Source organism: Curvibacter sp. GW821-FHT01G03 (assembly GCF_059422285.1).
The window spans coordinates 1-21,387 of the sequence record NZ_JBWKWP010000020.1 but is presented as its reverse complement, the minus strand read 5'-3'; the positions used below and the strand labels follow the sequence as shown (position 1 = coordinate 21,387).

The window sequence follows — 21,387 nt, the reverse complement described above, 5'->3', positions numbered from 1 at the left end:
AGGAATCGCATGGCCATCTGGCACAAGCAAGTCTGGAGCCCCATCGAAAGCGCGGTTGACAATGCCGACGTGGTTGCCTTGCATCGTCTGTGGCTGGGCCTGAGCGCCGCCCCCGGGCAACTTCCGACCTTGGCCGATCTGGCCCTGGACGGCCCCCTGTCCGCCTTTGCGGCACGCATGACCGTGTACCGCCCCCTGCCCGACGGCGACTACCTGGGCCATTTCTGCGGAGAGGAGTTCCGCCACGACTCGCTGAGCGACCCCACCGGCCTGCGGCTGAGTCAGCAGGCGCCCGAGCTGGCCGACTTCCAGCGCTGCCATTTCGACGAGGTGGCGGCGCGTGGCCTGCCGCTGTACGTGGTTCATTTCGCTCACAGCAACCCCTGGGTGCTGACCTGGGAGCGCCTGGTGATGCCGGCGCAAGGCGACGACGGCCGGCCCTGGATCCTGGTCTTCAACCAGCCCATGGAGGCCCGCGCCAAGCTGCTGGAGACCGTGCTGAACTGTGCCAGCGAAGGCGTGGTGGCCTTGCGCCGCGTGCGCGGCGCTGGGCACGAAGGCACACCTTGGCTGGTGACGGTGGCCAACCTGCCGTTTGCAACGCTGGCGGGCAATGCCGAAGAGCCGCCTCAGGGGCGGCTGGCCCATGAGGTGTTTCCAAACTGGCACCGGCTGGACCTGGACGCCGATTGCCTGGCCGTGGTGCAGGCGCGCACCCCGCGCGAACGCGAGCTGGAACTCACCCAGGATGGCGCCAGTCGCTGGTTCAAGGTGTTCATCGGCCCACTGCTGGACGGCTGTGTGGTGCGCCTGACCGACGTCACCGCCATCAAGGACAAAGAACAGGTACTGCACGACAACGCCCGTCGCCTGCAGGCCGACAACGAACAGCTGCGCCAATTGGCCTGGCGCGATGGCCTGACCGGCCTGCTGAACCGGCGCGCACTGGATGTGATCCTGGAGCGCGAGGTGGCGCGCAGCCTGCGCCTGAGCGAACCCCTGGCCCTGGTGATGTGCGACATCGACCACTTCAAGGCGTTCAACGACTTCTATGGGCACCTGATCGGCGACGATTGCCTGCGCGAGGTGGGCCAGGTCCTCAGTGGGGTGATCCAGCGCGCCACCGACATGGTGGCCCGCTACGGCGGCGAGGAATTCACCCTGGTGCTGCCCAACACCGTGCTCAACGGCGGGCTGGATCTGGTGCAGCGCATCCAGCATGCGCTGCACGAGCGCGGGCTGCCCGACGCCACCTCGCCCGAAGGCAAGTTGCTCACACTGAGCTTTGGCGTGGCCGAATTCGACCCGCGCCGCGATGCCACGGCCCATGCTTTTCTGGAGCGGGCCGACAGTGCGCTGTACCGTGCCAAGCACCAGGGGCGCAACCGGGTGGGCCTGGCCTACCCGCAGGGCATCCAGGTGCTGGAGAGCCAGCTCTCCCCCGCGGGCTGAGATAATCCCCGGCCACGGCCCTTGTCCGCCCTGATCGGCGACGCGGCTGCGCGCTGTCGTGCCGGCTCGTCCAGTCAGCCTTTGGCGGACGCAGGCACGCGCTGCCCGACGCTGAATCGCTGTTGAATACCGCTTTGCCTCCCACCCCACCCGAGTCCGCCTTGCCACACATTCCCGAGTCCTCTGCCCAGTCCGTGTTGCGTGAGGTGTTCGGCTACGAGCAGTTTCGCGGCCCCCAGAAGGCCATCATTGACCATGTGGTGGCCGGGGGCGATGCCCTGGTGCTGATGCCCACGGGCGGCGGCAAGTCGCTGTGCTACCAGGTGCCGGCCATCGTGCGCCAACGCGCGGGCCTGGGCATCACGGTGGTGGTGTCGCCGCTGATTGCCTTGATGCACGATCAGGTCGGGGCCTTGCATGAATCGGGGGTCGATGCGGCCTTCCTCAATTCGACCCTGTCGTACGACGAGGCCAGCGAGGTGGAGCGCCGGCTGCTGCGCGGCGAGATCACGCTGCTGTATGCGGCGCCCGAACGCATCACCACGCCGCGCTTCCTCTCCCAGCTCGACTCGCTGCACGAACGCGGCATGCTGAGCCTGTTTGCCATCGACGAAGCGCACTGCGTGAGCCAATGGGGCCATGACTTCAGGCCCGAGTACCGGGCCCTGACGGTGCTGCACGAACGCTATGCCGGCGTGCCGCGCATGGCCCTGACCGCCACGGCCGACGCCACCACCCGCGCCGACATCGTGGAACGCCTGCAACTGCAGGAGGCAGGCCAGTTCGTCAGCAGCTTCGACCGGCCCAACATCCGCTACACCATCGTCGAGAAAAAAGACGTGACGCAGCAGCTGCTGCGCTTCATCGAAAGCGAGCACACCACCCCCCAGGGCCATGATGCGGGCGTGGTGTACTGCCAGTCGCGCAAACGCGTCGAGGAGCTGGCCCAGACCCTGTGCGAGAACGGGCTCAACGCCCTGCCCTACCACGCCGGCCTGGACGCCGGCGTGCGCCAGCACCACCAGGACCGTTTCCTGCGCGAGGACGGCATCATCATGTGCGCCACCATCGCCTTCGGCATGGGCATCGACAAGCCCGACGTGCGATTTGTGGCCCACGTCGACATGCCCAAGAACATCGAGGGCTACTACCAGGAAACCGGCCGCGCCGGCCGCGATGGTGGGGCGGCCAACGCCTGGATGGCCTACGGTCTGCAGGACGTGGTGAACCAGCGCCGCATGATCGACGAAAGCCCGGCCAGCGAAGAATTCAAACAGGTGATGGTGGGCAAGCTCGATGCCCTGCTCGGCCTGGCCGAGGCCATCGACTGCCGGCGCGTGCGCCTGCTGAGCTACTTTGGCCAGCACAGCGAGGCCTGCGGCAACTGCGACAACTGCCTGACCCCGCCCGCCGTGTGGGATGGCACCGACGCGGCTCGCAAGTTGCTGTCCACCATCTACCGGGTGCAACAGGCCAGCGGCATCAGCTTTGGTGCCGGCCACATCATGGACATCCTGCGCGGCAAGAAGACCGAGAAAGTGACGCAGTACGGCCACGAGCAGATCAGCACCTTCGGCATCGGGGCTGAATTCTCAGAACAGCAACTGCGTGGCGTGCTGCGCCAGTTGATCGCCATTGGTGCCCTGGCCGTGGATGCGCAGGCCTTCAACACCTTGCAGCTCACCGACTCAGCGCGGGCCGTGCTGCGTGGCGAGGTGCCGATCCGGCTGCGCGAAAGCACGGCGGCTGCGCCGCGCAGCCGGCGCACGCGCAACAGCACCGGCAGTGGCAGCGCGGCCAAGACAGCGATCGCCCTGGAAGGCGGCGCGCTGCGCCGCTTCGAGGCCCTGAAGGCCTGGCGCACCGAGGTGGCCCGCGAACACAATCTACCGGCCTACGTGATCTTTCACGACGCCACCCTGGCGGCCATTGCCGAGCGTTTTCCGGCCACGCCCGAAGACCTGCAGGGCATCAGCGGCATCGGAGCGCGCAAGCTCGAAGCCTACGGCGCCGAAGTGCTGCGCGTGTGCCAGTTGTGAGGCTGGGGGCAGGTGAGAGGGTCAGGCCAAATCAGGTATTGACCCGGAAGATGCGCACGGCCCGCTGAAGCGTGTCGGCGCGGCGCTCCAGGGTCTCGCTCGACACCGCCGAGGCACTGGCCAGCTCGGCATTGCGATGGGTCACGTCGTCGATCAGCTGCATGGCCTGGTCGATCTGCGTCACGCCGTGCAACTGCTCGCGCGCCGCCGTCTCAATGGACTGCAGCATGCCGCTGACACGCTGAACCGAACCCACCACGCCTTGGATGGTGCGGGCAGCCTCCTCGACCCGGAGCCCGCCGGTATCCACATCCGACACCGAGGCATCGATCAGACTGCGGATCTGGGTCGCTGCGTCGGTGCTGCGGCGAGCCAGCGCCCGCACCTCGGCCGCCACCACCGCAAAGCCCCGCCCCTGGTCACCGGCATGGGCCGCCTCGACCGCCGCATTGAGGGCCAGCAAATTGGTCTGAAAGGCCAATTGCTCCATCAACTCGATGATGTCGGTGATGCGCTTGGACGAGCCACGGATGCGTTCCATCGAACTCGACACCTCACCCGTCGCATGGCTGCCGGCATCGGCGTGCCGATGGGCATCGGCACTGAGCTGGGCCAGCTCGCTCACGGTGGAGGAGGTCTCGCTCAGCGAGGCGGTCATCTCGGTGACCGAGGCCACCGTTTCGGCCACGGCCTGGGCTTGCTGCTCGCTGCGGGCCGACAGATCCAGCGTGCCGTCGCGGATGGTGCGCGCCTCGGACACCATCTCGTCCACCTCGGCGCGCACATCGGTCACGATGGCGCGCATGTTCAGGTTCACCAGCCACAACTGGCGCTTGATCTGGCCAATCGGATTGGTCGGGTCGTAATCAAGCATGCCGTCCAGGTTGCAGGCCGCCAGATTGCCGGCCACATCCGCAGCCTCGGCCAGCGGCTTGGCCGTGCTGTGCAGGAACCAGGCCTGAAAGCCCCCCCAACCCAGTGCCGCGCCAAGGCCTTGCCAGAACAGCAGCGGCAACCCAAGGCCCGCGAGGCCATCGGCCACGGCCGAGCCACCCCACACAGCCAGGGCCAGGGCCGCTGCGGCAGCCAGGCCGGTGCGCTGCGACAGGGTCAGTCGGTAACGGCGCTTGGGCCAGTCGCGCCACCCCACGCCACGGATACCGCCGGCATGCAGGCGGAACGAGCGCCGCCCGCTGGCCTTTTCCTCGGCCATGGCCCGGTACAGTTGCTCGGCCTCGCGCACCTGTTCACGCGTGGGCTTGAGCCGCACCGACATGTAGCCGGCCGGCTTTCCGCCCTCCATCACCGGCGAGACATTGGCCTGCACCCAATAGAAATCACCGTTTTTGCAGCGGTTCTTGACGATGCCCGACCAGGGACGCCCCCGACCGATCGTGGACCACATGTCGGCATACGCCTCGGGCGGCATGTCCGGGTGCCGCACCAGGTTGTGCGGCTGCCCCAGCAGCTCGTCGTAGGAAAAGCCGCTGATCTGCACAAAGGCCCGGTTGCAATGGGTGATGCGCCCCTGGGTATCCGTGGTGGACACCAGTACCGCGCCGTCAGACATGACAACTTCGTTTGGGGTGATCGGTAAGTTGATCTTCATGAAATAGTCGGAAGCCCGACGAACGAAACATGCTAGCGTCTGATTGGATCGTGAACCTCGCCCAAAAAGCTTGACAAAAGTCATGATCGCCTCATCAGATCTCACAAGTGATTCAGATTTATCATTTCAGGACACCCCCATGTTGACACTGCAGGACATCCAACAAGCCGCCGCCCGGGTGAGCCCCCACGTTCTGGACACCCCTTTCGTCGAGTCGCGCACCCTGTCACAACTGACCGGAGCCCAGATCTTCCTGAAGTTCGAGAACCTGCAGTTCACGGCCTCTTTCAAGGAACGCGGCGCCTGCAACAAACTGGCCCAGCTCAGCGATGAGCAGCGCCAGCGGGGTGTGATCGCCATGAGCGCCGGCAACCACGCCCAGGGCGTGGCCTACCATGCGCAGCGCCTGGGGCTGCGCGCCGTGATCGTGATGCCGCGCTTCACCCCGGGGGTGAAGGTGGAACGCACACGGGGCTTCGGCGCCGAGGTGGTGCTGCACGGGGACACTCTGGACGAGGCCCGCCAGCATGCCCAGGCCCTGGCCGAGGCGCAGCAGCTCACTTTTGTGCATCCCTATGACGATGAAGCCATCATGGCCGGCCAGGGCACCGTGGCACTCGAAATGCTGCGCGTGGTGCCCGACCTGGACGCTCTGGTGATCGCCGTGGGCGGGGGTGGGCTGATGGCCGGCGTGGCCACGGTGGCGCGCGCGCTGCGCCCCCAGATCGAGCTGGTCGGGGTGCAGACCTCACGCTTTCCAGCCATGGTGAATGCCCTGCGCGGCACCCACCATCCGCAGGGCAGCAGCACGATTGCCGAGGGCATCGCCGTGGGCACCCCCGGCCTGCTCACCCGCGCCGTGCTGGCCGAGCGCATCGACGACCTGGTGCTGGTGGACGAGGGCGACATCGAGCAGGCGCTGGTCATGCTGCTGGAAATCGAGAAGACGCTGGTCGAAGGTGCCGGTGCCGCCAGCCTGGCGGCCATCCTGAAACAACCTGAACGCTACCGCGGCCGCAAGGTGGGCCTGGTGCTGTGCGGCGGCAACATCGACCCGTTGCTGCTGGCCGCCATCATTGAACGCGGACTGGTGCGCTCGGGTCGCCTGGCCCGCATCCGCGTGAGCGCGCGCGATGTGCCCGGCATGCTGGCACGCATCACGGCCATCGTGGCCGAATTGGGGGCCAACATCGAAGAGGTTCACCACCAGCGCGCCTTCACCAGCCTGGCGGCACAGAACGTCGAGATCGAACTGGTGGTGCAGACCCGCGGCCCGGACCACATCGATGCCCTGCTGGACCATTTGCACGACGCCGGACTGGAAGCCGTCCTGCAGGGTCATCACTGACAAGACGCCCCATCCCGGCCTGGGTAGAATGCAAGGCACAAACCCACCCACGAGGAGACACATGTCCAACCACCACGCCGCAGCCTCCACCGACGCGCCCCAGGATCCGGTCGAAGCGATTGTTCCCCTGATCCCCTTCGTGCTGCCCATTGTGGGCGGTCTGCTGATTTTCCTGCTGGCTTTCATTGCGGTGACCATGGCTTGAAGCCCCTCCCGCGCTGCATAAAAAACCGCCCATCGAGGCGGTTTTTTGTGGCCTGAACCACCACCCGGCCTCAAAAAACCACACATAACCTCATGCAATTTTTGCATGAACTTTCAAAGTAACTGCGAGACTTTCCGCGGCTGGCTTCATAAAATCGTCATCCCAGCCGACCCGCGGTGCCCGGAAGTCCTGTCCGTTCACCCCGAGACCCGCCCGCCGACTGAGCAGTCAAGCCGTTTTCTCAAAAGGTTCCGTGGCGCCCAGGGGGTCCATCGGCAGATCAGGCTCCCGCGAATGCTCATCGCCCTACGCGGAAAGCCCATCAGGCCCATCGAGCTCTTTTGAAAAGACGACTTTTCAACTTAGGAGCCTCCGATGAACTCACCCGTGATGCAGGGCCTGACCCTCAACACCCCTTCGTACGTCAAAAACGCCAAGCTGATCGCCTGGGTGGCTGACATGGTGGCCCTGTGCAAGCCTGCCAGCGTGGTGTGGTGCGACGGAAGTGACGAAGAGTACCAACGCCTGTGCCAGCAACTGGTGGATGCCGGCACCTTCAAGAAGCTCAACGCCGCCAAGCGCCCCAACAGCTTCCTGGCCTGCTCCGATCCGAGCGACGTGGCCCGCGTGGAAGACCGCACGTTCATCTGCTCCGACAAGAAGGAAGACGCCGGCCCGACCAACAATTGGAAGGCCCCGGCCGAAATGCGCGCCCTGCTGCAGCCGCTGTTTGACGGGTGCATGGCTGGCCGCACCATGTATGTGGTGCCCTTCAGCATGGGCCCGCTGGGCTCCAACATCGCCCACATCGGTGTTGAACTGACCGACAGCGCCTACGTGGCCGTGAACCAGAAGCTGATGACCCGCATGGGCAAGGCCGTGTACGACGTGCTGGGTGTGGATGGCGAGTTCGTGCCCTGCCTGCACACCGTGGGCGCCCCCCTGGCCGCCGGCGAGACCGACAAGACCAGCTGGCCTTGCAACCCCACCGTCAAGTACATCGTCCACTACCCGGAAACCCGCGAAATCTGGTCCTACGGTTCGGGCTACGGCGGCAACGCGCTGCTGGGCAAGAAGTGCCTGGCCCTGCGCATCGCCTCCAACATGGGCCGCGAGCAAGGCTGGCTGGCCGAGCACATGCTGATCCTGGGCGTGACCAACCCGCAAGGCAAAAAGTACCACGTGGCAGCCGCTTTCCCCAGCGCCTGCGGCAAGACCAACTTCTCGATGCTGGTGCCCCCGGCAGCGTTCGTCGGCTGGAAAGTCACCACCATCGGTGACGACATCGCCTGGATCAAGCCGCAGGCCGATGGCTCGCTGCGCGCCATCAACCCCGAAGCCGGTTACTTCGGCGTGGCCCCCGGCACCAACACGCTGACCAACCCCAATTGCATGGCCAGCCTGGACAAGGACGTGATCTTCACCAACGTGGCCCTGACCGATGACGGCGATGTGTGGTGGGAAGGCATGGAAAAGGACAGCGGCAGCACCCCGGCCCACCTGATCGACTGGCAAGGCAAGGACTGGACGCCCGCCATCGCCAAGGAAACCGGCGCCAAGGCCGCTCACCCGAACGCCCGTTTCACCGTGGCTGCCACCAACAACCCGGCGCTGGACAGCGCCTGGGATGATCCGGCCGGCGTGACCATCGATGCCTTCATCTTTGGTGGCCGCCGCTCGACCACCGTGCCGCTGGTGACCGAAGCCCGCAACTGGACCGAGGGCGTGTACATGGCCTCGACCATGGGCTCGGAAACCACCGCTGCGGCCTTCGGCCAGCAAGGCGTGGTGCGCCGCGACCCCTTCGCCATGCTGCCCTTCTGCGGCTACAACATGAGCGACTACTTCCAGCACTGGCTCAACACCGGTGACAAGATCACCGCCGCCGGTGGCAAGCAGCCCAAGATCTTCACCACCAACTGGTTCCGCAAGGGCGAAGACGGCAAATTCGTCTGGCCCGGCTATGGCGAGAACATGCGCGTGCTGAAGTGGATGATCGACCGCATCGAAGGCCAGGCCCAGGGCACCGACACCATGTTCGGCGTGGCCCCGACCTATGCTGAAATCAACTGGAACGGCCTGGACTTCTCCGAAGCCCAGTTCAACACTGTGACCAGCATCGACCGCGCCGCCTGGACTGACGAACTCAAGCTGCACGCCACCCACTTCGAGCAGTTGGCCTACCACCTGCCCCAAGCCCTGGTGGACACCAAGGCCGAACTCGAAAAGCGCCTGGCCGCCTGATTCAGGCCCACCGCGCACCGACCCTGAGTGGGTTGGACACCGCCGCCGCCCCGCCAGGGCCGGCGGCTTTTTTTTGTTCAGCCGGTGGGCCAGACAAGAAAAAAGCCGTGGCCCTTGCGGGACACGGCTTGAAGCCTGTTCTATCTCAGCGGTTCACCGGGCGCAGGCCCGGCCCAGCCTCAGAAGTAGCCGCGCACGTCGCGGGCTGCGTCACGGCTCATGGCACGGCTGATGTCGGCCATCACGCGAGCATCCGTCAGGGCCAGGCTCCACAGCTTGCGGTCTTCCGCAGCTTCGCGACGGGCACGGCTCCACGAGGCCAGACCGGCGCGCAGACCCACCGAGGCGCGGCGGATCGGGGTGGCCAGCAAGGCCAGGGCGGCAAAAGCCACGGTCCACAGACCGATCCAGGCGGCCAGCAGGTGGCCGTCCGACCAGGTGTCGATCACCTGATTGGCAGCGACCACCAGAGCGGCCACCACGGCGGCCAGCAGCAGCGTCGCCGTGCCACGTGGGCCGTCGAACTGGCGCGATGCATCACGCAGGGTTTCGGCGGCCTTCTCGGCACGGGCCACACCGGCGTGGTGGAAAGAATGGGGGGCGTGAACAAAGCTGGTCATGGTGTATTCCTTTCGCTGTCGGGACAGTTGCCCGAGTTATGGGCTCAATACTAGGGTTAACCCTAAACTTGTTCAAATTTATATTACTGATGATGATCATTCACATTGATGATGTTTCAAGGAAACCCCATGCACCAGGGCCGATTCAGAAACCTTGACCTCAATCTGCTGCGCGTCTTTGACGAGGTGATGGCCGAGCGCAGCCTGACCCGCGCCGCCCACAAGCTGGCCCTGACCCAGCCGGCCGTCAGCAACGCGCTGCGGCGCCTGCGGGACAGCCTGGGCGACGAACTGGTGCGGCGCCACGGGGCCGGTGTCGAGCCCACCCCGATGGCGCTGGCCTTGTGGCCCACCGTGCGCGAGGCGCTGCAGCGCCTGCAATCGGCCCTGGTGCCCGAAAACTTTGACCCGGCCGAGGCCAACACCACCTTTGTGCTGACCATGGCCGACGCCACGGCAGCCTCGCTGATCCCGGGCCTGGTGGACATCATCGAAGAAGAGGCGCCAGGGGTGTCGATCCGGGTCGTCCCCTTGTCCACCCGTGACCCGCGCCGGCTGCTGGACGAGGAGTCGGTGGACATGGCCATTGGCTACTTCCCGGCCGTGCTCGCCGACCTCACGGCGCGCAGCCAGGCGGGCGAAGCGGTGGCCTATGCCAACCAGCGCCTGTACGACGGCGAATACGTGTGCGTGATGCGGCGCGATCATCCCCTGGCCAGCGGCCCGCTCACCCTCAACCGCTACTGCGCCGCACGTCACCTGCTGGTCAGTTTTTCGGGTCGACCTTATGGCTTCATCGACGAAGCCCTCACCGCTGTGGGGCGCGAACGTCGCATCGTGCTCACGGTCAACCAGTTCTTCACGGCAGGGCGGGTGGTGGCCAACTCCAACTTGCTGACGGTGCTGCCGAGGCACTTCATCAACGTCACCGGCATTGCTGACCGCCTGGTCTGGCGCGAACTGCCCTTGAAAGTGCCCACGGTGCACGTGGATGCGCTATGGCACAAACGGCTGCACAACGGCCCCGGACACGACTGGCTGCGGCAAGCCATTGCGCGTGCGGCCCAGCGCAACCCCGGGGCCGCCTGAGGCACGGCACAGGCCCGCAGATGGGCAGGGTGAGGCATCGAACTTGCTTGGGGCTTGGCCAGGCCCTGACAGGAGACGCCATGACGGATACCCGCACCCAGCCCACCCCCCGCACGCACCAGTACGCGGTGACTCGCCGCCGCTTTGCCACCGCACTCGGGGCCAGCGCCTTGAGCCTGCCCGCCTGGGCCTCCTGGCCTGACAAGCCGATCCGCATCGTGGTGACGTTTCCGGCCGGCGGGGCCAGCGACATCGTGGCCCGTGTGGTGGCCGAGCAGTTGGCCCGCAAGCTGGGCCAGGCGGTGGTGGTGGACAACCGCCCAGGCGCTGGCGGCAGCGTGGGCGGGCAGGTGGTGCAACAGGCCGCCCCCGATGGCTACACGCTGATGCTGTCGAACTCGACCCCCATCTCGATCGGGCCTTTCGCCCTGGACAAGCAGCCCTATGACCCCGTGCAGGGCTTCACCCACATCGCCATGATCGGTACGGCACCGTGCGTGCTGATGGCCAACACGGCGGCCCCGATCCGCACCATCGCCGATCTGGAATCGGTGGCCCGCAAGAGCGGGCGACTGGATTTTGGCTCGGGTGGGCCGGCGTCGATCGGCCACATCTACGGCGAGTTGATGCGCAAGGCCATGGGCGTGAACCTGGTGCACGTGCCCTACCGCGGCGGGGCCCCCATGACCACCGACCTGATCTCGGGCGTGATCCCGATCGGCATCGACGTGCTGACCGCTTATGTGCCCTATTTCAAGAGTGGGCAACTGGTGCCCCTGGCGGTGACTTCAGCCAACCGCTCGCCCCTGGTCCCGGAAGTCCCCAGCGTGGTCGAGTTCGGCTATCGCAAGCTGGTGCTGGACAATTTCTTCGGCCTGAGCGGGCCGGCCAACCTGCCAGCCGAGGTGGTGACACGGCTCAACAGCGCATGCAACGAGGTGCTGATGCTGCCCGAGGTGAAACGCAAGATGCTGGAATTGGGCGTGACGGTGAACCCCGGGACACCCGCCACGTTTGCCGCCTACGTGAAAGACCAGGTCGGGGTACTGGCCCCGGTGGTGAAGGCCGCCGGTGCGCGCCTTTGAAGCCCGGAAAGAACGCCTGGGCGGCGTCGATCAGCGCAGCACGCGCAGGTAGGCGTGGGCGGCCTCGCGCAGTTCATGGGCCTGGCGCGGGTCGTGGCCGGCACGGGCGTCTGCGGATTCGAGCAGCGTGTTGGCAATGGCGGCACTGCCACGGTCGGCACGGCGGGCGGGCACCAGGGGATCCACCCGGGTGGCCAGGGTCAGGCTGCGGGCGATCAGGGCAAGAAACGGAGACATGAAAGAGGCGCCTTGTGAGCGCGTGATGAACAGGTCTCTAGAGTAAGGGTTAACCCGTATTTTTAACAGCCCCAGTCCATGCAGCTTTGGCATGAGGCCTGAGCGCACCCGGCATGGCTGCGCTGCCGCGACAATGCAGGCACCATGAAAGTACAGCTGTTGTCCGATCTGCACCTGGAAGTGCACCCCCAATTCACTCCTCTGCCCCATCCCGAGGCCGATGTGCTGGTGCTGGCGGGCGACATCGGCTCCTACCAGAGCGGCAGCCTGCTCAGCGACGACGACTTCGGTCTGGCACGGTTTGCGCCACGCAGCGCGGGCGGCCATTGGCCGGTGCCGGTGATCTTTGTGCCCGGCAACCACGAATACGACCAGCAGGACTTCGACCAGGCCCACGCCCGTCTGCGCGAATGCTGCGAGCGCCTGGGTCTGCACTGGCTGGAGCGCGAAAGCCTGGTGCTGCAAGGCGTGCGTTTTGTTGGCACCACCTTGTGGAGCGACTTTGACGCGCTGGCGATTCAGGCACAGGCCCCCACGACCCGGGCGCTGCAGATGCGCGACAAGGCGTTCCGGGCAGCCAATTTCTACCTGCGCAAAACCGGCGGCACCCGCTTGGGGGCCCCCTGGCTGGCTGAAGGCGTGCGCGAACAGGCGCTGCTTTGCCAGCAGTGGCTGCGCGACGCCCTGCACACCCCGCATGAGGGCCCCACGGTGGTGGTCACCCATTTCGCCCCCAGTCTGTTGAGCGCCGATCCGCGCTATGGGCTCACCCCAGGCACGGCGGGCTTCTGCAACGCGCTGGACGAGCTGCTGCCGCACGCCAACCTGTGGTTGCACGGTCACCTGCATGCCCCCAGCGACTATGTCAGCCAGGGTTGCCGGGTGGTGGCCAACCCGCTGGGCTATGCTCGCAAGAACGAGCAACTCCACTTTCAGCATCAGCATTGTGTGGAAGTACCGCGGCCGGCGCATTCACGGCCGGCTTGATGTCGATCAATTTCGGGCCATCGCCGAGCGCTATGCTGGAAACATCAACAAGGAGCACATTGCATGAAGATTCTTCTCGCCGTTGACGGCAGCGCCTATACCAAGAAGATGCTGGCCTACCTGAGCACCCATGAGGCCTTGATCTCGGGTTCGGTGGAATACACCGCCCTGACCGTGCAAGCGGCCCTGCCGCCGCGCGCTCGCGCCGCGCTGGGCAAGCCGATTGTCGACGAGTACTACGCCGATGAAGCGGCCAAGGTGCTGAACCCGGTGAGCAAGTTTCTGGGTCGCCACGGGATCGTGCCTCAGCAGATCAGCAAGGTGGGCGTGGCCGGCGAGGTGATTGCCAAGGTGGCCGAAACGGGCAAGTTCGATCTGGTGGTGATGGGCTCACATGGTCACAGTTCGCTGGGCAACCTGGTGATGGGCTCGGTCTCGACCCAGGTGCTGGCGCATTGCAAGGTGCCGGTGCTGCTGGTGCGTTGATGCAGTTTGTGGCAGGCCAATGCAGGCCTGCCACCTTGACGCGGAGGTGGCCCGAGCCTCACGCCGTGCGGATCTCGGGTGGCGTGGCCAGCCCTTCGAAACAGGTGCGCAACACCAGATCGACGATCTGGGCATTGCTGTACTGCGAACCCTGGCGCAAGAAGCTGACCACCGGGTCGCAGGCGCGGGCGTACAGGGTGTAAAGCACCACCAGGGGCGGCAAGGTGGGGTTGATCAGGCTCTGGGCCTGGGCTTCGGTGATCCAGGCACCCAGCTGGTCGCTGAGGGTGATCAGCCCGTTCATGTATTCAGCATTGCCCATCAAGACCTGACGCAACGTGGAGTTGCGGCTGGGCAGCGAGGGCATTTCATCGGCCAGTTGCAAGGACATGGCCCAACCCACCACCGACTTGAGCTTGTCGACCGGGGAAATCTCCGGCGGCACGATCTGCAAAAAATCCTGCGCCCGCTTGATCACATGCACCATGGCGGCAGCCGCCAGTTGCTCTTTGCCAGGAAAATGCTTGTACAGGCTGGCCTTGGCAATGCCCACCGCGGCGGCGACTTCGTCGACCGTCATGGCGTCATAACCCTTTTCGCCCAACAGGCGAATGACGGTCTGCACAATGGCCTCTTCGCGCACCTGGTGCATCTGGGCTTTGAAGGAAACGCGGGCGGGGGTGGTGGTGTTCACGGTTCGATTTTAAACAAAGCCGGCTGAATCACGACTGGACGGCCTAAAAAGCCTGTGTCGACGGCAGGTACAAACAGGGTCGCACGCCTCAACGAGCGGCCACCCAACTCACACCAAGGCCTGTGCAGCGGCCGACGTGAGGGCCGAGCTGAGCGCGTCCAGCACCTCGGATTCGAGGTTCCAGCAATGCCAGTACAGCTGGATGCTCAGGCTGTGCGCCGGCACCAGATTGACCAGCCGCCCCTGCGCCAGGGGCTCACGCGCCAGCAACTCGGGCACCACGCTGGCCCCCCAGCCCGCCAGCACGGCCCGCAACTGGCCCTCAGAGCTGGGCACGAAGAGTTGGCTCAAGGTGACGCGCTTGAGCCCGAAACACTGGCTGACGAACTCGGTCTGCATGTCGTCCTTGCGGTTGAAGGCCACAAAGGGAATGTCCCGGAAATTGTGCGGCGACAAGCCCTCGGGCAGCCGCTGTTGCGCCAGTTCGGGCGCCGCCACGGCCACATAGCGCATGGCGCCAAGGGGCACCACCTTGCAACCGCGCAAGGCCTGCTTGAGGGTGGTGACACAGCCCAGCACCTGGCCCGAACGCAGCCACTCATCGGTGAAATCCTGGTCGTCGGTGATGATTTCAAGCGGCAGGCCTTGGCACACCAGGCCATCGAGTGCCGGCAAAGCCCAGCTGGCGATGCTGTCGGCATTGATGGCGATCGAAATGCGCTCGTCTTCCCGGGCGCGCTTGCTGCCGCCCGGGGTCAGCTCACGCAGGTCGCGGTCCAGGTCGACGCGCAGCAGGCGCATCTGCTTGGTGTGCTTGAGCAGCAGTTGCCCGGCGGGCGTGGCCTTGAGCGGACGGCTGCGCACGATCAGCACCGTGCCGGCCTGGGCCTCCAGGGCGCGCAGGCGCTGCGATACCGCCGATTGGGTGATGCTCAGGCGCTGGGCGGCGCGCTCGAAACCGCCCTCTTCGACGATGGCCGCCAGGCATTCAAGGGCGTGGGGATCAAAGGTGTTCATGGGTCCGGGGCAAGGTGATGTCAGGGCAGGACTGAATATTAGCAAGACTGATGAAACTGCCAAGAGTTTAATTTTGCTTTTCAAGCAGCTACCGCCTGTCGCACACTGCAACGCATGAAAATCATCGTCCTCGGCGCCGGCATCATCGGCATCAGCACCGCCTGGCATTTGCGAGAGCGGGGTCACGAAGTCACGGTCATCGAGCGCCAGCCGGCGGCGTCGCTGGAGACCACATTCGCCAACGCGGGCCAGATCTCGGTCAGCTACTGCGAGCCCTGGGCCAACGCCGAGGCACCGCTGAAGGTGCTGAAGTGGATGACCAAGCCCGATGCACCGCTGCTGTTCCGCCCGCAGTGGCCGGTGGGCGAAGGCCTGCAACAGTGGCTGTGGGGTCTGCGCTTCCTGAGCCAGTGCAACGACGCCGCCTTCGAGCGCAACGTCAGCCAGTTGGTGGCCCTGGGTGCCTACAGCCACGCCGCGCTGAAGGACATCGTGAACGCCACCGGCATCGAATACCACCGGCTGGAGCGCGGCATCGCGCATTACTACACCGACACAGCCTCGTTCGACACCGCTGGGGCGGCCGCCGAACTGATGCGCCGCCATGGCGTGTCGCGCCGTGTGGTCAGCCGCGACGAACTGCTCAAGATCGAGCCCGCCTTCAAGCCCTTTGCCCACCGCATCGTGGGCGGCACCTTCACCGACACCGACGAGAGCGGGGACGCGCGCCTGTTCACCCAGGGCCTGGCCCGCCTGTGCGAACAGCGTGGCGTGGAATTCATGTACGGCCACGCCGTGCAACAGCTGGACGTGGCGAACAACCGGGCCCGCGCCGTGCGCGTGACCCCGGTGGACGAACAGGCTCGTGCCAGTGGCCCGGCCCGCGAGCTGAAGGCCGACGCCATCGTGGTGGCGACCGGCTCGTACACGGCACCGATGCTGCGCCAGGTCGGCGTGCGCCTGCCCATCTACCCGGGCAAGGGCTACAGCGCCACCTTCAAGATCCTCAAGCCCGAGGCAGCCCCTTGGGTCTCGGCCATCGATGACGAACTCAAGGTGGCCATGAGCCGCCTGGGCGACGAACTGCGCGTGGCCGGCACCATTGAGGTGGGCGGCTACGACCTGGACTTGAACGGTCCGATCGCCCGCGCCCGCTGCGAGATGTTGGCGCGCCGCATCGAAATGGTGATGCCCGGCGTGTGCGACACCCGCCTGGAGCACGAAGGCGGTCAGCCCAATTTCTGGTGCGGCCTGCGCCCCGCCACGCCGACCAACATCCCCTTCATTGGCCAGACCCGGATCCCGGGCCTGTGGGTGAATGCCGGCCACGGCACCCTGGGCTGGACCCATGGCGCCGGCTCGGGCAAGGCCCTGGCCGAGCTGATCAACGGCGAGGTGCCCCGCATTGCCGACCGCTTCGGCTTTCTGGGTTCGGCCACGCCGCGTGCACCCAAGCCCGCCCTGGCCTGAGCTAGGCGCAGGCCACAGGGATCAGGCATGGGCCCGGTGACGCTCTATCATCCGGGCCCATGAGCACCTCGCAACGCCACACCCTGTTCCTCACCACCTCCAGCCGCGAGCCCGGCCACCCGGGCAACAGCGAATGGCTGGCCCGGCAGGCCGCCGCCGCCCTGCCGCCCGACACCGCCCAGACCTGGCTGTCCCTGGCTCACCTGGATCTGCCCCCATTTGTGGACCTGCGCCACACCGTGGGTCAGTACCCGGCCCCCGCCGGGGACCTGAAAACCCTGTTGGACGCCACGCTGGCCGCCACCGACATCGTGTTTGTCAGCCCGGTGTACTGGTTCAGCATTCCGGCCCCGCTGAAAATCTACCTGGACCATTGGAGCGGCTGGCTGCGCGTGCCGGGCCTGGGCTTCAAGGAGCAGATGGCGGGCAAAACCCTGCGCGTGATCAGCACCAGCGGCGACCGGGCCAAGGCCCAGCCCATGTTCGACTCGCTGCGCCTGTGCGCGCAGTTCCTGGCCATGAACTGGGGCGGCGAACTGTGGGGCAAAGGGGGCGCACCGGGCGCTGTGCAGGCCGATACAGCCGCCGTGGCCCAGGCGGCCACCTTTCTCCTCTGAGGCGGGCCTCAGGCGCGGGCAGGCGCCAACACCAGCCGCCCCAGCCACTCGTGCAGGGCGATCTGGCTGGCCAGCAAGGCCTCGGCGCTGGGCAAATACCATTTCCAAGCGCTGCCAGGCCGGGTGCGAAAGCCGGTGGGCGCCGGCAGCACGGTGAAGCCCTGCGCCTCGAACAAGGCCACGGCGCGCGACAGATGCCAGGCCTGGCTGACCAAGGCCACGCGCTGCACCCCGGCGGCACGCAGCAAGGGGGCGGACAGGGCGGCGTTGCCCGCCGTGTCCAGCGAGGCTGATTCAACCCAACGCACCGGCACCCCAAACTGCTGCGCCAGCACCTGCTGCATCACCTCTCCTTCGGGCCGCCCCCCTTCAGGCGCGCCCCCCGTCACCAGAACGGGCAATTGGCTTCGCCGCTGCAAGGCGGCGGCGTACTGAAGGCGCTGCAAGGTAGGGCGGGCCACGCTGTCCTCGCCACCGTATTCCGGCGCCTGAGGGTAGATGCCGCCGCCCAGAACCACAATGGCCTGGGCCTGCTTCAGCGCCTGCGCCGACAGGGGTGGGTGGCTTTCAAGACTGCCCACCAAGGCATCGGCCACCGGCGGCCACGACAGGGCACTGAGGACCAGCAGAGCCAGTCCGGTGACCCAGCGCCCCAGGCGCGGCCGGCGCCGCCCCAAGACCAGGCCCAGTGCGGCCAACAACACCAGGCAGATGGGCGGCATCAGCAGGGCCGTCAGGCCTTTCTTGAGGAACAGAAACAACAAAGAGTCCACGATCAGGGCGACAGCTAAAAAGGGTATTGTTCCGGGTTTTCATGCGGGCTCGCTGCAGCCCAGGATCCATGCTTGCTTCACCGACGTTCTCCAGCCCTGAAGCCTTCGCCTTGTGGCTGGCCCCTCACCTGCTCACGCTGTGGGCCTTGCTGCTGCTGACCTTGAGCGCTGCCGTGTGCCTGCGGATGCACTCGCTGACCCAGGCGGCCACCCCGGCCACCCCGGCCCATGCGCGCCCGTCGCCCTGGCGGCGCCTGATCTGGGCGCTGCCCGCCCTGGCGGTCTTCGCCGGCTTGGCCAGCCAGATCGGCCCGGGTCAGCCCCTGACCCGCTTTGACAGTGCGCTGGCGCAGGCCCTGGGTCAGCAGATGGACCGGTTCACCTTGCAGGCCTTTGCCCTGCCCACCTGGCTGGGCAACCCGGCACCCGTGACCGTGCTGACGATCGCGGTGACGCTGTTCCTGTGGCGGCGGCGCGAGCGGCTTCAGGCCGGCATCTGGCTGCTGGGGGTGCTGGGCAACACCTTGCTGAACTGGAGCCTTAAGCAGGGCTTTGCCAGGGTTCGCCCACCCCATCTGCACAGCGTGGTGGTGGAGACCGGGTACAGCTTTCCCAGCGGCCATGCCTCCGGCGTGCTCGTCACCTACGGCCTGCTGGCCTGGCTGCTGCTGCAGCACAGCCCCAGGCGCTGGCACCTGCCCGTTCTGTTGGGCTGTGGGGCGCTGGTGCTGACGGCGCCGGTCAGCCGCGTGCTGTTGCAAGTGCATTACGCCAGCGATGTGATGGCCGGACTGGCCAGTGGTTCTGTGGGGCTGTTGCTGTGCCTGAGCCTGGCGGACTGGCTGCGCCGACGGCAGTCCCTGGACCGCTGAGGCCACGGCTCAAGGAGCGCGCAAGGGCTGCGCCGCGCTGGCCGTCCTGGCAGGCAGGTGTTCGCCCATCCAGCGTTGCAGGTCCAGCCACATCTGGCGGGTTTCGGCCTGCAAGGGGGCCCGTTGCGCATTGGGCAACTCGATGGTGACCACCGGCACCCCCTTGTGCATGCCGCCGTAATAGCCCAGCGAGCCCGGGAACACGCCCACCGGGTCGAGCATCAGGCGGCCCAGTCGGCGTGGCGGATCGGTGGGGCCATCAAAGTCGAGCACGCCGTAAGGCGCGTGGATGCTGACGATCAGATCGGGCGTGAAGGCGCTCATCTGCTCGTGCACAAAACGGCTCTCCGGTTCGGACAGCGGCTTGTTGCCGGGCCAGCGGCGTGGGTCTTTGCGGGTGCGCTGGGCCCAATAGCGGGGAGCCTCCTGCGCCCAGCCGGGGGTCGGAAAGTTGCGGTTCAGGTCGACGCCGTGGGCGTTGACACGCCGGGCCGGTTGCACCATCACCCCATCGGGGTTGAGCATGGGCACAAAGCGCCATAGGGCTTCAGCCCCGTTGTCCTGGGCCAGGCCCATCCACTGCAGGGCCACCGTGCTGGCAGAAAGCTCGTCGCCGTGGATGGCCCCGAGCACCAGCACCTTGACGCGCGAGTTGTGCGCCCCGACGTCGCCCATCCACAGCTCACGCCCCTGCACCGAACGGGTGCCCGAAGGCTGCAGCTTGAGCGCCGAACACTGGGCCGCCGTGAGCCCGGGCAGACGGGGCACCCATTGCTTGCAGGGCTCGGCCAGGTTGGCAGCCGGCGCGGCCTTGCCCGCTGGGGCATGGGGGGGCTGAGGCTTGGCATGGGCCGAAACATGCCCCCCCGCCTGAGGTGCCGCCAGAGCCTGCGTGAGCAGGCCGGGCCAGGCCCCCATCAGCAAGCTGGCCCCCAACAGCCCCCAGCACAGCCGCGCCACAGCCGCCTGGCCAGCCCGAGGACGAACACGGCGCCCCCCCGGCCCTGCGGCACCTGCGCCTGGCAACTCGCGCTCACTCACCTCGAACATCCGATCCGCTCAACTCAATGCAACAGACGCGGCAAGGCCAAAAAGCCCAGCAAGGTGGTGTCGAAGTCTTCAGGGGCCTCCAGCTGCGGCATGTGGCCGGCCCCGCGCAGCACGGCCAGGGTGCAACTGCGGCCGATGCGGTCGGCCATCGGCTTCATGAGCTCAGGCGGCGCCACGCGATCGAACTCGCCCGCCACCAGCAAGGTGGGCACATGGATGCGCTCCAGATCCTCCTGGCGATTGAAATACGTGGCTTCTGCGCTGATGCGGCGGTAGGCCGAGGGGTTGATCTGGGCCATGGCATGGCTGGCCAGCAGCACGCCTTCCGGGAGGGCACCGGGCCCGACCAGCCGGGGAAGGTTGAACTCGGCCCATTGAGCCAGGTTGTGACTGACCTCCAACTCGGGCAGCGGCTCGCCCTCGGTGCCGCCGGAGGCATCAAACCCCCGGGCCAGCGAGGCGCACAGAATCAGACGGTTGACCAGTTCGGGGCGGCGCGCCACCACTTCCTGGGCCACCATGGCGCCCACCCCTTGACCGATCAGCACCACGCTGCCCGCCTTGAGGGCCTCGATCAGGTCGATGCAGCTTTGGGCCAGCCCCTTGAAGGAACAAGGATCGATGGGGGTGCTGCGGCCATAGCCCGGCATGTCCCAGGCCACGGCGCGGTAGCCGGCAGCGGCCAGGCTTTCCACCTGCGGCGCAAAGGTGAGGTGCCCGCCCAGCACATCGTGCAGCATGAGAACGGTCGGGCCGGCGCCCAAGGTGGTGAAGGCGGGGAGAGCGTTCATGTTGGATCGGGCAGGACGGAGGTGGGACGCGGAACACAGAAGCCCGGGCTGACTGCCAGCACGGTCATCGGACCAGGCGGCGGCAGGCAAAAGGCTGACGGCCCATAATAGCCCATCCATACCCCATTGATCGCCTGTGACCGCCCTCACATCTGCCCCAGCGCAAGCCCGTGCGCCCAGTTTCTCAACCCGCGAGTTCCGCAACTCGCTGGGCATGTTCGCCACCGGCGTGACCATCGTGACCGCACGCGCCGCCGACGGGGTGCTGGTGGGCCTGACAGCCAATTCGTTCAACTCGGTTTCCCTGGATCCGCCGCTGGTGCTGTGGAGTCTGGCGCGCGCGGCGGCCTCGATGGGCGTGTTTGCCACCGGGTCACACTATGCGATCAATGTGCTGGCCGCCGACCAGAAGGATCTGGCCGAGCGCTTCGCCTCGAAGACGGTCGATCGGTGGGCCGGCGTGGCCTATTCAGAGGGCGTGGGGGGTGCGCCGCTGCTGGCCGGGGCCGCTGCCACCTTTGAATGCTTCAACCGCAGCCGCTACGAAGAGGGCGACCACGTGATCTTTGTGGGCGAGGTCGAGCAGTGCGCCCACCGCGATGGCGCGTCACCGTTGCTCTACCACGGTGGGAAGTTCTACACAGAACATCCTCTGTGAATGTGGCCCCCACGGTCGCGCACTTCGTGTCGCTCCCTGCCCCC

General features: G+C 66.5%; 21 protein-coding genes. 13 read left to right on the top strand and 8 right to left on the bottom strand.

The window, feature by feature from the left end:
* Positions 1-9 precede the first annotated feature (9 nt).
* Positions 10-1,452 carry a GGDEF domain-containing protein gene (locus AC07VS_RS23940; protein WP_494752216.1) on the top strand — a complete coding sequence of 481 codons (1,443 nt, stop codon included), beginning with the start codon at positions 10-12 and terminating at the stop codon, positions 1,450-1,452.
* Between the two features lie 161 nt (positions 1,453-1,613).
* Positions 1,614-3,491 (top strand): DNA helicase RecQ, encoded by a 1,878-nt coding sequence (gene recQ / locus AC07VS_RS23935; protein ID WP_492349541.1) that lies wholly within the window; start codon positions 1,614-1,616, stop codon positions 3,489-3,491.
* A 31-nt stretch (positions 3,492-3,522) separates the two neighbouring features.
* On the opposite strand, the gene AC07VS_RS23930 is transcribed toward recQ, so the two are convergent.
* Positions 3,523-5,061 carry a methyl-accepting chemotaxis protein gene (locus tag AC07VS_RS23930; protein ID WP_494752215.1) on the bottom strand — a complete coding sequence of 513 codons (1,539 nt, stop codon included), beginning with the start codon at positions 5,059-5,061 and terminating at the stop codon, positions 3,523-3,525.
* A 178-nt stretch (positions 5,062-5,239) separates the two neighbouring features.
* On the opposite strand from AC07VS_RS23930, the gene AC07VS_RS23925 reads away from it, so the two are divergent.
* From AC07VS_RS23925 to AC07VS_RS23915, 3 genes are all read left to right on the top strand, one after another.
* Entirely contained in the window at positions 5,240-6,448 is a 1,209-nt protein-coding gene (locus AC07VS_RS23925; RefSeq protein ID WP_492349539.1) for a threonine ammonia-lyase, read from the top strand.
* 61 nt (positions 6,449-6,509) lie between these two features.
* Positions 6,510-6,653: a hypothetical protein gene (locus AC07VS_RS23920; RefSeq protein ID WP_492349538.1), complete on the top strand. Its 144-nt coding sequence runs from the start codon at positions 6,510-6,512 to the stop codon at positions 6,651-6,653.
* A gap of 375 nt (positions 6,654-7,028) precedes the next feature.
* Positions 7,029-8,897, top strand: a complete 1,869-nt coding sequence (locus AC07VS_RS23915) for a phosphoenolpyruvate carboxykinase (GTP) (protein WP_492349537.1) — start codon at positions 7,029-7,031, stop codon at positions 8,895-8,897.
* Positions 8,898-9,076: 179 nt separating this feature from the next.
* Here the strand turns inward: AC07VS_RS23915 and AC07VS_RS23910 are convergent, their stop codons facing one another.
* Positions 9,077-9,517 (bottom strand): hypothetical protein, encoded by a 441-nt coding sequence (locus tag AC07VS_RS23910; protein ID WP_494655911.1) that lies wholly within the window; start codon positions 9,515-9,517, stop codon positions 9,077-9,079.
* 129 nt (positions 9,518-9,646) lie between these two features.
* Here AC07VS_RS23910 and AC07VS_RS23905 point away from each other — a divergent pair, with 129 nt between their 5' ends.
* Both AC07VS_RS23905 and AC07VS_RS23900 read left to right on the top strand, forming a co-directional pair.
* Positions 9,647-10,606 (top strand): LysR family transcriptional regulator, encoded by a 960-nt coding sequence (locus AC07VS_RS23905; protein ID WP_492349535.1) that lies wholly within the window; start codon positions 9,647-9,649, stop codon positions 10,604-10,606.
* Between the two features lie 80 nt (positions 10,607-10,686).
* Complete coding sequence (locus AC07VS_RS23900; RefSeq protein ID WP_492349534.1) at positions 10,687-11,691, top strand: Bug family tripartite tricarboxylate transporter substrate binding protein; 1,005 nt, start codon at positions 10,687-10,689, stop codon at positions 11,689-11,691.
* A 30-nt stretch (positions 11,692-11,721) separates the two neighbouring features.
* On the opposite strand, the gene AC07VS_RS23895 is transcribed toward AC07VS_RS23900, so the two are convergent.
* A complete protein-coding gene (locus AC07VS_RS23895; protein WP_492349533.1) occupies positions 11,722-11,928 on the bottom strand; it encodes a hypothetical protein in 207 nt (68 codons plus the stop codon).
* 144 nt (positions 11,929-12,072) lie between these two features.
* Here AC07VS_RS23895 and AC07VS_RS23890 point away from each other — a divergent pair, with 144 nt between their 5' ends.
* Complete coding sequence (locus AC07VS_RS23890) at positions 12,073-12,915, top strand: metallophosphoesterase (protein ID WP_492349532.1); 843 nt, start codon at positions 12,073-12,075, stop codon at positions 12,913-12,915.
* 63 nt (positions 12,916-12,978) lie between these two features.
* A complete protein-coding gene (locus tag AC07VS_RS23885) occupies positions 12,979-13,401 on the top strand; it encodes a universal stress protein (protein ID WP_492349531.1) in 423 nt (140 codons plus the stop codon).
* A 58-nt stretch (positions 13,402-13,459) separates the two neighbouring features.
* Here the strand turns inward: AC07VS_RS23885 and AC07VS_RS23880 are convergent, their stop codons facing one another.
* Together AC07VS_RS23880 and AC07VS_RS23875 are read right to left on the bottom strand one after the other, a co-directional pair.
* Complete coding sequence (locus AC07VS_RS23880) at positions 13,460-14,095, bottom strand: TetR/AcrR family transcriptional regulator (protein ID WP_027474933.1); 636 nt, start codon at positions 14,093-14,095, stop codon at positions 13,460-13,462.
* 108 nt (positions 14,096-14,203) lie between these two features.
* A complete protein-coding gene (locus AC07VS_RS23875; protein WP_494655909.1) occupies positions 14,204-15,112 on the bottom strand; it encodes a LysR family transcriptional regulator ArgP in 909 nt (302 codons plus the stop codon).
* Between the two features lie 114 nt (positions 15,113-15,226).
* Between AC07VS_RS23875 and AC07VS_RS23870 the strand changes: the two genes are divergently transcribed.
* A complete protein-coding gene (locus AC07VS_RS23870; RefSeq protein WP_494752214.1) occupies positions 15,227-16,582 on the top strand; it encodes a D-amino acid dehydrogenase in 1,356 nt (451 codons plus the stop codon).
* A 59-nt stretch (positions 16,583-16,641) separates the two neighbouring features.
* Positions 16,642-17,199, top strand: a complete 558-nt coding sequence (locus AC07VS_RS23865) for a flavodoxin family protein (protein ID WP_494752213.1) — start codon at positions 16,642-16,644, stop codon at positions 17,197-17,199.
* An 8-nt stretch (positions 17,200-17,207) separates the two neighbouring features.
* Here the strand turns inward: AC07VS_RS23865 and AC07VS_RS23860 are convergent, their stop codons facing one another.
* Positions 17,208-17,972 carry a YdcF family protein gene (locus AC07VS_RS23860; protein ID WP_494752212.1) on the bottom strand — a complete coding sequence of 255 codons (765 nt, stop codon included), beginning with the start codon at positions 17,970-17,972 and terminating at the stop codon, positions 17,208-17,210.
* A gap of 68 nt (positions 17,973-18,040) precedes the next feature.
* Here AC07VS_RS23860 and AC07VS_RS23855 point away from each other — a divergent pair, with 68 nt between their 5' ends.
* Complete coding sequence (locus tag AC07VS_RS23855; RefSeq protein ID WP_494655905.1) at positions 18,041-18,844, top strand: phosphatase PAP2 family protein; 804 nt, start codon at positions 18,041-18,043, stop codon at positions 18,842-18,844.
* Positions 18,845-18,853: 9 nt separating this feature from the next.
* Here AC07VS_RS23855 and AC07VS_RS23850 read toward each other — a convergent pair whose 3' ends face one another.
* A complete protein-coding gene (locus AC07VS_RS23850; RefSeq protein WP_494752211.1) occupies positions 18,854-19,894 on the bottom strand; it encodes a M14 family zinc carboxypeptidase in 1,041 nt (346 codons plus the stop codon).
* A gap of 14 nt (positions 19,895-19,908) precedes the next feature.
* The gene (locus tag AC07VS_RS23845) at positions 19,909-20,685 is read right to left on the bottom strand and encodes an alpha/beta fold hydrolase (protein ID WP_492349524.1); all 777 of its coding nucleotides are present in this window, start codon (positions 20,683-20,685) and stop codon (positions 19,909-19,911) included.
* 136 nt (positions 20,686-20,821) lie between these two features.
* Between AC07VS_RS23845 and AC07VS_RS23840 the strand changes: the two genes are divergently transcribed.
* Complete coding sequence (locus AC07VS_RS23840; RefSeq protein WP_492349523.1) at positions 20,822-21,343, top strand: flavin reductase family protein; 522 nt, start codon at positions 20,822-20,824, stop codon at positions 21,341-21,343.
* Positions 21,344-21,387 lie beyond the last annotated feature (44 nt).